Here is a 14,336-nt window from a genome sequence, read left to right on the forward strand (position 1 = left end):
CACCACCCCCGCGGACCCCACCACCGCGAGAATCGCACGCGACATCTACCTCGCCCTACCCGACGAACAACGAGCACACATCGCCGCCCGAATCGCCGACGACCTGGGCAGAGACTGGCTCGGCCCCCGCGACGGCGATCCCGACAGCATCCTCACCACGCCCACGTACGCGACGCGTCTAAACGCTCAACTCATCGCCGAGGGCTACAGCCTCTGTGCGGGCACGCCCGACCCGTTACCGCCGGCCGCCGCACCCGAGCGGCGCCTCGATGTGCAGTACGCGTCCGAGCCACCGTTAGACCAGGTCCAAGGTCAGCCGGATACTCAGATGTCCTGGTAGGCCGCAGGCTAATGACGTCTCCGCCGTCCCGCTGGCGCGATCGAGCGCCGGCGGCGAGCAGCGCGGGCACCAAGGTTGTCGTGCCGTTCTGGCACCCCTCGATCCGTACGCAATTCCTGCGTCGAGCCGGGAGGAACGCGGTGGGTCAGGTCCATGAGATGAAGACGTCGTACGAAGCGTCGACGTTCGCCCAGCCTGCCGAGACGTTCCTTGTTGGGCACCGCCACCGCTTGGTCGCACGGAGTCGCCGTCAAGTACCGGCAGACCATGATTGCGCTCGCTGCCCGGCCCGCTGGCATCGCGCGCGCAACGGATCCTGCGGTTCACCGCCTACTCGATGAGTGTTCACGACCGACCCACCACCGCTGACGACCGGTGTTTGCCACGGCGGGTTCTTGATGCGGACCCCCGTCAGGTGCTGTCCGATGGTGCTTGCGGTGCCGTCAGATGTGGTGCGGTCAGGAGGCGATTCCATGGCGGTTGGCCGCGCCGTAGCCGTCGAGCGTCCTCTCCTGGCTGGCCGAACGGGAGGTCACCGGCGCGGATCTGTGCGGCCCTGCCTCGAGACGGCCGACATGCTCTCGGAACCGCCGCCTCACCCACGCTCTGGCACGGTTCATAATCATGCGCGTGGTCTTCGGGGTAACGCAGTCATCGGATGCTGAGGTGCTTGCCGGCGCGCTGCTGTGGCAGAACGCGACGCAGGAGCGATGGGCGTCAGAGGGCGAGTTGGATATCGTCACCGCCTCGGTCGAGGTAGACGCCTGGTGCGCGGACACCCGCAGGTTCGACGGCCAGCGTAAGAAGGCCTGGAAGAGTGTCATCAACGACTTCCGGACATCGACAACGAGAGTCGGCCTGCAGCTCCAGTCAACGTTGCGTGACAGTGTGCACGACCTCACGTCTCGCATGAACGCCCTGGAACACGCTATAGATGCGAAGCAAACCCCGGACCAGATTGACGCACTCATTGCGGCAGCCCGCCCAGCGGCCCAGACTCTGTGGAAGCAGCTGCACAGTTCGGACGCCGTCGGCGCTGCCTGGGAAGATCTCTGCCGCGCTTGCTTGACGGAGCAACCTGAGTGGGATTCGGTGTCGCGGACGCGTGACGCGTTCGTGCATCTCGCCTCGCTATCGGGCTACGGGTCTCACATGCTGTCGATGCAACTCTCGTGGGTTGTCATGGGAGAACAGCACGCGGTCGACGGGCTCAGCAGGAGCATCGACCCACACGGACCGAGCACAGGTCAGCAGATGCCGCTCGAGGAACGCCTCGCCCTGTGCGCCCAGTACCTCGCACTTCCGGGCCGCGCGCGGCGACACGTGGTGTGGTTCGCCCTGCGCCGGGCCATGCTTCGCCAACTAAAACTGTCGTTCGGCGCGATTGATTTCTACTACGCGCCGATTCTGCACGCGGTGGCCTCAGGCCCACAACGCGGCCTGTTACCTGCCGAACTACAGGATGATTCCCCGTTCGCACTGCGTCAAATGCCCGATGAGAACGACGTCGTCCTTGCCAGGGTGGACCTGGGATCGGCCACGATGCGCGATCCTGTCCGGGAAGCCAAAGACGTTCTGGTCGGCACGCTCGGCCTTATCCGGTTCAATGGTGCTAACACAGGCAACTGGCAGCTCATGACCGGCTTCGCTCATGCGGTGGACGACCACGTCGGACACCACGAGGTCTTCTGGGCGAGAGACGAAAAACCACGCCTGACCTATCTGGAAGACCCCACGCCGGAGCTGCTGTCCGAACGTCCGGCGACGACCGGGATCACGCAGCAACATGACCACCGCGCCCGCGAGCTGCGAGCGGCGATCAGATGGTGTGACGAGGCAGAGGAGCTCGGCGCTGCAGCCGCGACGTTGCTGTACGTGCGGGTTGTCGAGCTGTTCGCCTCGCAACTACCGCAGAAGCAGTGGTATGAGTTCCTCGACGAGTACGTCAAACCCGGTTGGGTGCGCGACCGCATGCGGCGCACCATCTGCGACGTCGTGTACGGCGCGCTCCATCCGGAGGGAATTTTTGACCGCAGCAGCGAAGTGGCCGCGCTTCGGGCTGAGACTTACACGTACCGTGGATCCTTCGAAGAAACGACCCCTTCCGCAATGATCTCCGCCCTCGCGCGTTTGGCCGGCACGCCGGGAATCACCGGAGTGCTTCTCGTCCGGGTCCGCGGCCTCCAACAACTAGTTGGGAGCCAGACAGCCGTCCAAGCCTGGCACGATGACCTTCAGGAGGAATGGGACGCCCTGCGCGCACGCCTCCGGCGGGTAAGGAATTCCCTTGCCCACGGAGGACCCTACACCGATGAAGTTATCGATTCTCTCGCCAGCTACTCGCAACGTTTGGCTCGGACAGTGCTGAACTGGGGGATCGATGCCATGAAATCCGAACAGGACATCGGCGTGATCGCCGCTGATATGCGTGACACCGCTAACGCGTGGGCGATGGAAATACCTACCGCAGGCAGCGCCCCGCTGGCTGTTTTCGGTTCGACGCTCCGGCCATGAAAGGCGTCATCGCCATCGTTTGCTGGAGAGCTACTCGTCTACGGCTTCCGGTGCCCTGGGTACGCGGCGACGATGCGAGCTAGGGCAGGTTGCTTGGGTTGGTGTGGCCGGCGGCGTGTGTATAGGGGAAAGCCCGCCGCCGGCCACGCCAGTCGCCGCTGCCGTCCCCGCCATAGGCAGGCGACCGGCTGGTGCGCCCCGGCGCGGGCTCGCAGCCTGCTAGCGGACGATGGTGCCGTCACCTCGGCGTCGGCCTAGCGTGCGGTGTCGGACTCAGCGAGCGTCGGGACCGCGGTTGCGGTGGTGTTAGTGGCGTTCTGCGGCCGCGATTCGTGAGCTGGACGTGGGGCGCGGTGCATCAAGGTCACCGTGGGCCCGTCGGGGAGGGTGAGCGCCCGTCGAGGGAGGTATCTGTGTCGGAGGTACAGGTCCTGGGTGTCGGGAAGGGTCTCGGTCCAGGCGGGCAGGTTGATGCGGTCGAGGCGGGCTTCGTGGTGGGTGAGCATCGCCGCGCCGAGGCCACGCCGTTGGGCGTCGGGGCGTACGGCGAGGATCGCCAGGTGGTGGTGTGGGTCGGTGGGCCGCTGGGTGGTGAGCAGTTGGTCGAGGATGTCGAAGCGCTGCGCGTGGGTGCCGGCGGCGGTGTCGATGCGGCTCTGGTAGTTCGCGGGTGGCGGGATGGGCCGGTAGCGGTGAAATGCGACGGCGGTAGCGCTCAGGTCATCGGTGACCTGGATGTCGCCGTGGAACATGGCGTGCTCTACCCAGATCGCCGCGACGTCGGCCAGGACGCCGCGGCGCACGGCCGGGTCGGGCACCAGCCACTGGGCGAGTGGGGTGGGGTAAACGGCGTCGGCAACAAGTGCGGCGACCGGATCTTTGTCCGCCCAGCGGGCGGAGCGGATGCGCGGAATGACGTCCATGAGTTCTCCAAGCACGGCGGGCAAATGGATAGCTGCCGGTGGTGTCCGGGGTCAGCGGTATGCGGCGGTGGCGAGATCCCCCACTGCGGCGTCGACCGCCGCGGTGATGTCGCGTACCGGCTGGTAGTGCTGTTCGGCGATGGTGCGTAGCTGTGCGGCGAGCACGGTGGTGTCGTCGGCGAGGTACAGATGGTTGAGCAGCCCGAGGGTCGTGACCAGCCCAGCGAGAGCGGCGGTGTGGTTGTCAGGCTGATTGCGGCCGGTGGCGATGTAGTGCAGCCGGGCGCGAGCGACAACCGGCCACTTGACGTCTAGGAGCAGGTAGCGGTCGGTACGGGCGAGCCCACCGAATCGGCGGCGCTGCTGGTGGCGCAGGATCCCACCGGCGACCAGGCCCGCGCGGGTGCGCTCGTACAGAGCGTCGTGGAACCCCCGCACCCAGCCGCGCAGGGATGGGGCCGGGCGCGCGTATCGGATCGACGAAAGCGCGCTGTCGGCGATCAGGTCGCCGACCGGCTCGTGCAGGCGCAGCCACAACCTCCGCTCTGTGCCCGGCTGGTCGTCACCAACGGCGGGGTCGAACGCCACGCGACCGGCGAGGAACAGGTCGATCAGGACCGCGCCGGCGAGGCCGAGGGCAAGGGCCTGACGGTGGATATGCAGCTGGCCGGTGTCGTCGTCGTGCCCGAGCAGGAATAACTCGTCGCGCAACGGCAGTTGGGGAGGCAGGGCGGTCATCAGGTCATTCCTGCTCTACCGCAGCCCGGCGGCCCGTTGCCGCTGCCGGGCGTGCACGCCGTCGTGGACGGGCTGCGGCTGCGGGAGCAGCGCCTTGTCCACCGTGGCGAGGACCGTGTAGTTGGGGTCGCAGACGTTTCCGATCGGTGCCCTGCCTGCCTGCGAGACCAACTGGTAGGCATCGAGGTCGTCGAGGCCGGTGAGCTGACTCGTCCAGGCGACGAGGTCGCGGTGGGCGATGCGGTAGGCGTCCTCCAACGGCCGGGCGCAGCCGATCGAAATGATCTCCCGGTCGGTCTCCAGTCGCGGCCAGGCCGTCGACACCCCTTTGATCACCTCGACGGTCAGGGTGGTAATCGTGGCGATCTCGACGCCGACGCCGCACGCCTCGCCCTCACCTTGACGGGCGTGCCCATCGCCGAGGGCCAACATTGCGCCGTGCACGTTCACCCCCAGGTAGAGAGTGGTCCCGGCACGCAGCTCCGGGGTGTCCAGGTTTCCACCGTGAAGGTCGGGAACGATCGTGGAGCGGGCCTCGAACCCGCCGGGAGCGACGCCGATCGTGCCGATCATCGGGTCGAGCGGCAGGTCGATGGAGTGGTCGCTGGCCGTGGCGTGGAAGCGGACCGTGCCGGCCTGCCGGTCGATGTCGTACACCCACACCCGCTCCTCAAGCGGCGGCTGCAGGGTGGCGGTGTGCGAGGTCGAGGTCAGCGCTCCAAAGTGCGGGAACGTCGAGGAGACTCCCCAGTCGCGGGCGGGCTCGATGGCGGCGAGGTGGACGGCGAGGGTGTCGCCAGGTTCGGCGTCCTCGACGAAGAACGGCCCGGACACCGGGTTCAGGTACGGCATCCGACACACCTGCGACGGCAGGTCCGCCGGCCCGCGGACAAGGCCGCCAAAGCAGTCCTCGGTGTGCACCTGCAGGATGTCACCGGAGCGGACGTGGGCCACCGGCATTCGGCCGCCGAAGGTGTAGGCGAGTTCGTCGCGGGCGGGACGGTACGTGATCGTGTCCATGGCGGTCACACCCGTTCCACGTGGCGGGCCTGCGGCTGCGCGGGCGCCAAACCCGACAGCGCAGGCCTGCGGCCAGCCAGGTACAGGCCGGCGAGAACGACCACGCCGAGGGCGAGCCAGGCCAGACCGAGGCGCTGCGCGGCGATGTTGGCGTTGACCACCACGTAGGCGAGGATCGCGAACCCGATACCGGGCATGACCAGGTGCGCCCACCAGTTCCCGCTACGACGGCGGATGAGGTGGTGCACGACCACGGAGACATGCAGGACCAGGAACGCCACCATCGCCCCGAAGTTGATCAGCGACGACAGCAGCGTGATCCCGTCCGCGCGGGTGGCCATGTACAGGCCGAGCACCAGGGACACGGCGCCAGTCAGCAGGGTCGCGTTGATCGGCACGTTCCGGCGGATCGAAACCTTCGCCAAGAAGGCAGGCAGTTGCCGGTCCCGGGCCATCGCATACAGCAGGCGTGAGGTGGCGACCTGGGCGACCATCGAGTTCGGCAGGCCCCACGCGATCGCGGTTGCTACCGCGCACAGGGTCGCCAGCCACCCTCCGCCAGCCACCTGCGCGGCGTCGTAGAAGGCGGTGCCGTTCGGATCCCCGTCGCTGAGCAGCGAGGCCGGCTCGGGGACGAGCATCGCGGCCAGCCAGGTCTGGGCGATGAACAGCACGCCGGCCAGGATGAGGACGGCGGCCATGGCCCGGCCGATCTGCCGGGAACCGCCCTTGGTCTCCTCGGCCAGCATGGAGATGCCGTCGAAGCCCAGGAAGGACAGCACCGCGATCGACACCGCGCCCGCGATCAGGGACCAGGTGAACGTGTCGGAGTTGTAGAACGCGTTCCAATTGAACCTGCCCCTACCCGAGGCAAGAGCCCAACCGGCGACAGCGAGGAAGACCGCCAGGACGACCAACTCACCAACCAGCATCACCCGGGTCACCATCGCGGTCATCCGCATCCCGACAGAGTTGACGACCGTGTTGACCGCGACGAACCCAAGCAGCCACAACCAGACCGGCACCGCCGGGACGGTGGCGTGCATCGCCACCGAGGCCACCAGGTACAGCAGACCCGGCACGAGAACGTAGTCGAGCAGGATCACCCAGCCGGCCAGGAACCCGACCGGCGCGCTGATACCCCGGCCGGCGTAGTTGTAGACGCTGCCCGACATCGGGAACGCCTTCACCATCTGCGCGTAGGAGAACGCGGTGAACACCAACGCCACCACACCGACCGCGTACGCCAGGGCCACCATCCCGCCGGAGCCGGCGTACACGCTGCCGAAGATCGCCATCGGCGCGATCGGCACCATGTACACCAGCCCGTAGGCGACCAGATCCCGGAACCGCAGTTGGCGGGCCAACTCCTGCCGATAGCCGTAACGCTCAAGCTCGCTCTGTTCGTACACCTAGAAACCTCTCTCAAGCATAAAAATTTGATGAATTCCCTCGACCAGAAGGACAAGCGCCGACAGGTCATCGTCGATGTTGTGACCATCGACGATCACGTGCTTCCCGAGTCAGAGCCAGCCCCACGGTGGCCGGTCACCATGAGTCCCTCAGCGGTGAAGGACCGCAGTGCGCCCCAGATCCGCGGCGCCACCGTTCGACGTGCACTACTTCTCGTACGCGAGCCCCATCAGGCCCCGTGGAATGTCGAGTCTTTCGGCGATCCGTTCGAGCACGTCATAGGAGGTGACTCGTTGGCGCCCCTGAATGACCGCTCGAACCTGGTTCTCGGTGGTTCCGGTGGCTGCGGCGATCGCCGCCTGGCTCCACCCCCGCGATTTGAGGAAGCGGAACAGGGAGCCGATGTCACGCTGACGCAGCAGTTCGGCAAGCGACCGGCCCCCGAGGTGCCCGTCGATCCACCAGCTCGGATCGGTTTGGCCGTGGGCCCGCCACCCCGGATACCTCGTGGTCTGCGCCCTGACCGCAGCAGTCGTGGTAGTGCTGGTGTTCATGGCCATCGTGGTCAAGGCGTTCTCCCCCGAACGTGCTGTGATGCCAACGCGAGAGCCGCTACGAGTCAGCCTCTGGGATGACATAGGTGCGGCTCTTGCGTCCAACCGCGTCCCACAATCCGATCGCTGATCGTGGGGATCCGGCCACCGCCGGTCAGGGACTTTCGCGGACGTCTCGACGGGGGTATAAACGCCCCTATGCGTCCCTCGTTGGGTCTCGGCCTCTGATGCCGAACGAGCGTCTGCGGGGAGCCGTGTCAGCAAGAGAGCTGACTACTCAGCGTTGCGCGGAACTGCTCGGGGTCGATCCGAAGACCGTGGAGCGCTGGATCACCCGTGATCGCGTCCCGCACCGCGCTCACCGCGTTGCGGCTGCAGACCTGCTGGGCGTAGACGAGACATATCTGTGGCCGTCGGTGGTGGACGATTTCAGAACGGTGTCCGCAGGGCGTGCCGAGATGGTCGAGTTCTATCCGTCCAGGTCGACGGTGCCGCTGGAGTTGTGGAGGTCGCTGATCCAGCATGCGCGGGAGTCAGTCGACATCCTCGTCTTCGCCGGGTTGTTTTTGCCCGAGCTCCACGACATCACCCAACTCGGTGAGCGAGCCCGCCAGGGCTGCCGGATTAGGGTCCTGCTGGCCGATCCGAACGGTGCCGCAGTGCGTCGCCGGGGAGACGAAGAGGGCTTCGGGGTTGGGCTCGCCCACCGGGTGCTGCTGAGCCTGCGCTACTACGAGCCCATCCTGGCCATCCCTGGGGTGGAGGTCCGGCTGCACGACACGACGTTGTACGCGTCTATCTTCCGGGTAGACGAAACCATGCTGGTCAACACCCACGTGTATGGATCTACTGCCGCTCACAACCCAGTGCTACACCTACGGCGCGTGCCTGGTGGCCGGGTCGTTGACCACTACCTCACCAGCTTCGACCGGGTCTGGGCCCAGGCTGAGCGCACTACGGACATCAACGCGGTGATCGCCGCGTTCGACGGGAGATGACGGATGCCGCGCCGCGACTTCTTCAACGATCCGAACGCCCCCGAGGCCAACAGTGTGGTGCCGTCGGTGGTCGCGGCGGTGCGCAACGAACGCGGTGAGTTGTTGATGATCCACCGCACGGACAACAACCTGTGGGCTCTACCTGGTGGTGGGCATGACATCGGAGAGTCGATCTCCGACACGGTGGTGCGGGAGGTGCGCGAGGAGACGGGCATCGAGGTGGAGGTGACGGGTCTGGTCGGCACCTACACCAATCCCCACCACGTGATGGCCTACGACGACGGTGAGGTGCGCCAACAGTTCTCGCTGTGCTTTACGGCGAGACCGGTTGGAGGGGTCCTGACGACGTCCAGTGAGTCACGTCAGGTTCGCTGGGTGGATCCCGCCGAGCTTGCACTGTTGGAAATCCACCCCTCGATGCGGCTCCGCATCGACCACGCACTCGATCCTCGGGCCGCGCCGTACATCGGCTGATGCTGAAGGGGCGTTTCTCGATATGAATACGTCCCGACCATCCCGCCGAGCCGGTGAGGCGGCGAGCCGCTGTGCGACTACCGTTCGGGAGGTGTCTGACCTCACAGTCAACGCCGCGGAACTTGCTGCTGAACTGCTCGACTCCCCACCGTTGGCCCGCCGCTGGGCACACGTCCAGGGTGTCGGCCAGCGGGCTACGGAACTGGCGGTCACGGTGGCGCCGGGCGATCGTGACCTGCTGGTGGCAGCCGCCTGGCTACACGACATCGGCTATGCGCCCGACGTCGTGGACACCGGTCTGCACTCCCTCGACGGTGCGCGATACCTGCGGCGCCACGGCTACCCGCCGCGGCTTGTCGCGCTGGTCGCCCATCACACCTGCGCCCGCATCGAAGCTGCTGAGCGCGGCCTGGCGGAACAGCTCGCGCCCTTTCCGTTCGAAGAAGGACCTCTGATGGACGCCCTCGTCACCGCCGACCTAACGGTCGGACCGCGGGGACAGCGCATCGAGGTCGCCGAGCGCATCGAGGAAATCCTTCAGCGGTACCCACCGCAGAGCCCCGTTCACCGGGCGATCCAGCAGGCAAAGCCGCTTCTCATCGCGCACACCCGCCGAACTCTGGAGCGCCTCGACGTCGGTGTTTGACTCGTTCCATGACTTCTCGGTCAGGGGCAGCCAGGTTGGTTCGGCACGTGGCCTGTATCGCTGGCCCGCAAATGCGGGCCGGCCGACCGCTCGATGCTGAACCGTCAGAGAATGTGCCATTTGGCCAGGTCCTGGTCGCTCCGCCTCAGGGCACCAATGCGGTGCAGCACCTCAGCCTCGGCTTCCGTCCCGGGTCGCGCCTTGCGGGCGTTGGTGGCGATCATCTGCAGCTCGCGGAGTTCACACACCGCCTCGAACCCGGGCCACGAGGTGACATCCCAGCCGTATGCGACGCTGAAGTCCGAGAAGGCGGCAGTGCCCGGTGGGGTGAACCGGCGACAGTGCACCGCGACGGTGGCCAGGTCCCACTCCCGGGGACCGACTACGGCGCCGTCCCAGTCGGCAAGCACCGGCGTGCCGTCGAAGCGGCGCAGGGCGTTACGTGTCTGGGGATCAGATTGGATCAGGCTCGCGCCTCGGGGAAAGCTCGTCTCGAGCCAGCGGGTGGCGAGCGGCTCGAGACGCTCCAGCAGCAGGTGGCGATCCCGCGCTGTGAGGATCGTCGACCTGGCCAGTGAACGGCGGATGCTGTCGACCGGCTCCAGCGTCGGCAGGCTCACCGGCGGAGCAGGCAGCGCGTGCAGTCGCCGGAGCAGACCGCCCAATTCCGCCGTGGTGACCGGCGTGTCGTGCGCCGGATCAAGCCGCTGCCAGACGGTCACGGCATGCTCCCCCACCAACAGAGGTTGTGGCAGACGCGAACTGAGGCCAACCGTCGGAAACCCCTGATCAGCCAGCCACCGCACGACGGCCACCACGGCACGCGCGCGCTCCAACCCGAACTCCGCCGGAGCGATCTTGACCACCACGTCACCAACGGCGTACACCGCGTTGGTGTGATGCCGGAGTAGGACAGCGTTAGCGTCGGACATGTCCAGGCGACGACACACCTCGGCGAGCGCCGGACGTGTCCGCGCTTCGACGAACATGGGGCTCCTATGAATCGAGCGCGGCAGTTCCGGCCGCAAGCGTACGGCTGCGCTCACGGCAAACTCGCACATAGTCCACCAGCGCGGCTACCTCGCCGCTGCGGTGTCTCTCCGGAACCGCCGAGATCACGTCGTCGGCCCTCGCGAGGACGATCTCCGTGCGCTGCGCCTCTGGCAGCGTCGCGACGGCGTCGAGCGCCGATACTGCGGCTTCAGCAGCTCGCCGATCCTGCACGAGGCACATCGATCGGTCGAGCGCGATGAGCGCCGGATCAATCGGCACCGAAGGCGATGGCCCATAGAGTCGCAGCGCCTCCTCTTGGACCTGGTAGGCCTCGCTCGTGTCGCCCAGCCAGGTGCTCGCTCCGGAGTGGTAGAACAGCATGCGCTTCATCGGGAACTGGAACGCCGTATCGCTGTCGCCATCGCCAACCTGATCGAACATCTGCCGGGCCTGGAGGACTGCCCTTCGCGCCTGATCACCTGCTCCGAGGCGGGCCAGCGCCCGAGCCCGCCCAGCCGCAGCAAGGGCCGCCGAGGATGATGGTGTGGCGGTGACCGCCAGCGCTGCCTCCGTCAGCACGACCGTCTGCTGTGAATCACCGAAGTAATAGGGCAGCATCGCCGATTGCGCTCGGACCAGTACCTGAAGTCGACTGTCGGAGCTGTCGTCTGCCGCGTGGATTGCTGTCCGATACCACAGGCGTGCTTCACCAACGTTCCCAAGTCGCATGAGCGCGTCGGCGCACATCGTCGCCAGCAGGGCCGCCGTGCCGGAAAGCCGCGCCTGAACCGCCGCAGGCTGTCTACGCCGGCACAGAGTCTGCACCTCGACACACTCGGCGGCCAGCCGCGACAGCATCACCCCAGGCGGGGCTGCCGGATAGATCCGCATGTGCTCGCCGGCCGCCTCCTCGATCAGGTCGAGCTGTCGCGGAGCGACGGTTGATGAGGCGAGCGCCTCGTCCAGCCCGGTACGAAGCCGGGTGAGCGCGGTGATTACTTCATCGGACCGGCCTCCTACTGGTCGCCCGTCTGGTGGGAAGTCCGCAGAACCTTCCACCTCTCGGTCGATCGAGGGCCTCGCACCCGTCCCGTCCTGGCCCAAGCCCATCCAGGCTCGGGGAACACCCAGTCCGACCGCGATGCGTTCGAGGACGTCGTAGGCCGTCACCTGGCGCGTGCCCTTGGTGATTTCGGCGGCTCGATTCGGGGACACGCCGACCAACGCGGCGATGGTGCCGTAGGAGACCCCACGGGCATGCAGGAATCGGAACGTGGTGGCGACGTCACGGCGCTCTAGGAACTCGCGGATCGGTCGACCCTCCCAGACACCCGACGTCCACCAGGACGGATCGACCTGGGCGCCCACGATCACCTCCGGGAACAGCTACTACTAAGAATCGATATCTCACTACGTTGTATCGCTCGCGACATGCCGACTCGGGAACTCATCGCGACGAGTGACGCCGTCACAGATGATCCTCGTTGCCGCGACAACCTTCACCCCCCATCGCGACCCCCCACCATGGCGTCGACAGCGCAGGGCGGATCCGGCAGACTAAATAACGTCCATCGATAGGAAGGAGTGGGAGGTGCTAGGCACTGCAGTCACCCTCGACCCGCCTTCGCCGCTGTTGGACAGCCGGAAACTCCTCGATGCCGGACACAGAAGCGACTCAGTGCTATTCGCCACCGAGTCTCGGCAATATTGTCGCCTGCGGCGGCAATCCCAGCCCGCCTGGCTTAGTGGGGGTACACCGAGAAACCCCATCGAGAGCTGATGCGGTCGCCCAGAGCTTGGGATCTCACTTGCAGCCAATCGCATAAAAGTCGCGAGACGCAGAGCAGGCCCTTGAGCTCGGGCTCCATGCGATAGACCGAAAAGGCGACGCCCCTGCGGGCAAAGACTCCAATCTTCGTAACGCCAGGTGACCGGACCTAGACTCAAGGTCGTTTGCCCGGCGACAGGCGGTCCGTACTGAACACGGTGCAGTTTCTTCGCGTCCTCCGGGCCGGCCTGTACGTGTCTGATTCGAACGAATGAAGAGGGGTTCTCCATGCCCGAGCGGGTCACCAAGGACAAGGTTCTCTGCTACGTCGTACGTGACGGCAAACTGCTGGTCTTCCGGCACACCGATTACAGCTACGAGGAAGTCGGCATCCAGGTTCCGGCCGGCAGCATCCGCGCCGGCGAGACGCCGGAGGCTGCGGCTCTGCGCGAGGCCGGCGAGGAAACCGGCCTGAAGGACTTCAAGATCGTGCGGAAGCTCGGCGAGACCGAGTACGACATCAGCCCGTACCGGTTCGAGCTCCAACGCCGCCACGTCTTCCACCTGGAACTGACCGAGCCGACGTCGGAGCGGTGGATGAGCCAGGAGGAACACGACGGAGAGCAGGAGCCGACGCACTTCGAATGCTTCTGGATTCCGTTGGAGGCCGCCCACATCCTCCAGTCCGGCCAGGGCGCCCTGTTGGGACGCCTGTACGACTGATCCCCGTCCGGTCACGGCCACCCCTGGGAGGCAGCCGATGTACGGCACCACCGATCACCCGATGGCCCATCTGTACCGCGGCCTCGACGTCGAAGACGCCGACAGCGCCGCATCGGTGATCTTGAAGCTACGGGGTGAGACCTGCGACATCGACTGCCTGTACTGCTACGAGAAACGCAAGGAGGCCCCGGGCGGAGCCCGGATCGACGCGAGTCAAGTGCGTCGACTCACCGAGCTCTTCTCGGGGCGTCCGCTCGCCGTGGAACTGCATGGCGGCGAGCCGCTGACGGCCGGACGCGACCACGTCGCCGAAGTCCTGCGCGAACTGGCATCCCAGCCCAGCGTCGTGCGGGTATCGATGCAAACCAACGGCATGCTGCTCGATGAGCAGTGGCTGGATCTGTTTGACGCCCTGTACCCGCGCCTCCAGATCGGCATCTCCCTCGACGGGGACGCGGCGGGCAATGCCTGGCGGGTTGGATACGACGGCCAGCCGGTCTACCCGCGCGTGGCCAACGCCCTGCGGCTGCTGGCTGGGCGCGGCCGGAAGGTGGGCGTGATCGCCGCGGTCACTCCGACCGTGCTCGGCCGTGCCGAGGCCGTCCTGGACCACCTCGCCGGCTTCGAGGCGGTCAACGCCGTCAGCTTCGTACCCTGCTTCGATTCCTCCGTTCAAGGCCCCACCGCTGCCCAAGGGCAGCGCCTAACCGAGAGCCGGATCCTTCAACGCGCGGCTCTGCGCGGCCCGCAAGGGCCCGGGTGGGCGACCACCCCGGACCAGTACGCCGAGTTCGTACTCGCCGCCACCGTTCGCTGGATCGGCGCTGGCCACTTCTCCCGGCTGAAGCTAGAACCGTCCGTATCCACCATCCGACGGCTGCGCGGGCTGGACACTGGCTTCTGTCACTTCTCCAACCTGAAGTGCGACCACGTCTTCACGCTCTATCCGGACGGACGGCTCGGCAGTTGTGACGAACTGCCCTGGCCGCAGGCCCAGCTCACCCTCTTGGACCAGCCCTCCGGACAGAAGGCGGTCGTCGCGGCTCAGCGGCGGCTGCCGCTGCTGAACCAGGGCAAGGCCCTGATGGAGCGGTGCACCACCTGCACGTACCAGTCAACGTGCGGCGGCGGCTGCGTGGCCACCCGCTGGCGTCACGACCAGGCCGGTGACCAGGACGCCTACTGCGACTACCGGATGCGGATGATCGACGGCATCGCCGCACTCCTCGCCC

At 66.6% G+C, this 14,336-nt stretch carries 14 protein-coding genes; 7 read left to right on the plus strand and 7 right to left on the minus strand.

Annotation, left to right across the window (positions count from 1 at the left end; genetic code table 11):
* Together DLJ59_RS36500 and DLJ59_RS32845 are read left to right on the plus strand one after the other, a co-directional pair.
* Positions 1–340 (plus strand): hypothetical protein (locus DLJ59_RS36500; RefSeq protein WP_158630936.1); only part of this gene is annotated, 340 nt, incomplete at its 5' end.
* 624 nt (positions 341–964) lie between these two features.
* Complete coding sequence (locus DLJ59_RS32845) at positions 965–2,854, plus strand: hypothetical protein (protein WP_124777958.1); 1,890 nt, start codon at positions 965–967, stop codon at positions 2,852–2,854.
* A 254-nt stretch (positions 2,855–3,108) separates the two neighbouring features.
* Here DLJ59_RS32845 and DLJ59_RS32850 read toward each other — a convergent pair whose 3' ends face one another.
* The 5 genes from DLJ59_RS32850 to DLJ59_RS32870 form a co-directional block, all read right to left on the minus strand.
* Positions 3,109–3,777: a GNAT family N-acetyltransferase gene (locus tag DLJ59_RS32850; RefSeq protein ID WP_124777960.1), complete on the minus strand. Its 669-nt coding sequence runs from the start codon at positions 3,775–3,777 to the stop codon at positions 3,109–3,111.
* 51 nt (positions 3,778–3,828) lie between these two features.
* Positions 3,829–4,515: a GOLPH3/VPS74 family protein gene (locus tag DLJ59_RS32855; protein ID WP_124777962.1), complete on the minus strand. Its 687-nt coding sequence runs from the start codon at positions 4,513–4,515 to the stop codon at positions 3,829–3,831.
* Positions 4,516–4,530: 15 nt separating this feature from the next.
* Positions 4,531–5,544: an acetamidase/formamidase family protein gene (locus DLJ59_RS32860; protein ID WP_124777964.1), complete on the minus strand. Its 1,014-nt coding sequence runs from the start codon at positions 5,542–5,544 to the stop codon at positions 4,531–4,533.
* On the minus strand, positions 5,541–6,947 hold the full coding sequence (locus DLJ59_RS32865; protein ID WP_124777966.1) for an APC family permease: 1,407 nt from the start codon (positions 6,945–6,947) through the stop codon (positions 5,541–5,543). Before DLJ59_RS32865 ends, DLJ59_RS32860 begins: the two co-directional genes overlap by 4 nt.
* Before the next feature lie 207 nt (positions 6,948–7,154).
* Positions 7,155–7,502: a helix-turn-helix domain-containing protein gene (locus tag DLJ59_RS32870; RefSeq protein ID WP_244236352.1), complete on the minus strand. Its 348-nt coding sequence runs from the start codon at positions 7,500–7,502 to the stop codon at positions 7,155–7,157.
* A gap of 227 nt (positions 7,503–7,729) precedes the next feature.
* Between DLJ59_RS32870 and DLJ59_RS32875 the strand changes: the two genes are divergently transcribed.
* The 3 genes from DLJ59_RS32875 (at position 7,730) to DLJ59_RS32885 (ending at position 9,620) form a co-directional block, all read left to right on the plus strand.
* A complete protein-coding gene (locus tag DLJ59_RS32875; RefSeq protein WP_167493921.1) occupies positions 7,730–8,500 on the plus strand; it encodes a DUF5919 domain-containing protein in 771 nt (256 codons plus the stop codon).
* A 3-nt stretch (positions 8,501–8,503) separates the two neighbouring features.
* On the plus strand, positions 8,504–8,974 hold the full coding sequence (locus DLJ59_RS32880) for an NUDIX hydrolase (RefSeq protein ID WP_124777968.1): 471 nt from the start codon (positions 8,504–8,506) through the stop codon (positions 8,972–8,974).
* 91 nt (positions 8,975–9,065) lie between these two features.
* Positions 9,066–9,620, plus strand: coding sequence for an HD domain-containing protein (locus DLJ59_RS32885; RefSeq protein ID WP_244236353.1), 555 nt, complete (start codon positions 9,066–9,068; stop codon positions 9,618–9,620).
* A 104-nt stretch (positions 9,621–9,724) separates the two neighbouring features.
* Here the strand turns inward: DLJ59_RS32885 and DLJ59_RS32890 are convergent, their stop codons facing one another.
* Both DLJ59_RS32890 and DLJ59_RS32895 read right to left on the minus strand, forming a co-directional pair.
* Positions 9,725–10,609, minus strand: a complete 885-nt coding sequence (locus DLJ59_RS32890; RefSeq protein ID WP_124777980.1) for a phosphotransferase — start codon at positions 10,607–10,609, stop codon at positions 9,725–9,727.
* A 7-nt stretch (positions 10,610–10,616) separates the two neighbouring features.
* Positions 10,617–11,987 carry an NsdA family TPR-like regulatory protein gene (locus DLJ59_RS32895; RefSeq protein ID WP_124777972.1) on the minus strand — a complete coding sequence of 457 codons (1,371 nt, stop codon included), beginning with the start codon at positions 11,985–11,987 and terminating at the stop codon, positions 10,617–10,619.
* A gap of 682 nt (positions 11,988–12,669) precedes the next feature.
* On the opposite strand from DLJ59_RS32895, the gene DLJ59_RS32900 reads away from it, so the two are divergent.
* Together DLJ59_RS32900 and DLJ59_RS32905 are read left to right on the plus strand one after the other, a co-directional pair.
* Positions 12,670–13,104: an NUDIX hydrolase gene (locus DLJ59_RS32900; RefSeq protein ID WP_124777974.1), complete on the plus strand. Its 435-nt coding sequence runs from the start codon at positions 12,670–12,672 to the stop codon at positions 13,102–13,104.
* 37 nt (positions 13,105–13,141) lie between these two features.
* The coding region (locus DLJ59_RS32905; protein ID WP_244236356.1) for a radical SAM/SPASM domain-containing protein at positions 13,142–14,336 on the plus strand (1,195 nt) is incomplete at its 3' end.

It is taken from the genome of Micromonospora inaquosa (genome assembly GCF_003857055.1).
Lineage (GTDB): Bacteria > Actinomycetota > Actinomycetes > Mycobacteriales > Micromonosporaceae > Micromonospora > Micromonospora inaquosa.

Excerpts from the sequence above, each read along its gene's own strand:
- DLJ59_RS32880 (WP_124777968.1), top strand. The coding sequence starts at position 8,504 with ATGCCGCGCCGCGACTTCTTCAACGATCCGAACGCCCCCGAGGCCAAC.
- DLJ59_RS32845 (WP_124777958.1), top strand. The coding sequence starts at position 965 with ATGCGCGTGGTCTTCGGGGTAACGCAGTCATCGGATGCTGAGGTGCTT.
- DLJ59_RS32850 (WP_124777960.1), bottom strand. The coding sequence starts at position 3,777 with ATGGACGTCATTCCGCGCATCCGCTCCGCCCGCTGGGCGGACAAAGAT.
- DLJ59_RS32900 (WP_124777974.1), top strand. The coding sequence starts at position 12,670 with ATGCCCGAGCGGGTCACCAAGGACAAGGTTCTCTGCTACGTCGTACGT.
- DLJ59_RS32875 (WP_167493921.1), top strand. The coding sequence starts at position 7,730 with ATGCCGAACGAGCGTCTGCGGGGAGCCGTGTCAGCAAGAGAGCTGACT.
- DLJ59_RS32855 (WP_124777962.1), bottom strand. The coding sequence starts at position 4,515 with ATGACCGCCCTGCCTCCCCAACTGCCGTTGCGCGACGAGTTATTCCTG.
- DLJ59_RS32890 (WP_124777980.1), bottom strand. The coding sequence starts at position 10,609 with ATGTTCGTCGAAGCGCGGACACGTCCGGCGCTCGCCGAGGTGTGTCGT.
- DLJ59_RS32870 (WP_244236352.1), bottom strand. The coding sequence starts at position 7,502 with ATGAACACCAGCACTACCACGACTGCTGCGGTCAGGGCGCAGACCACG.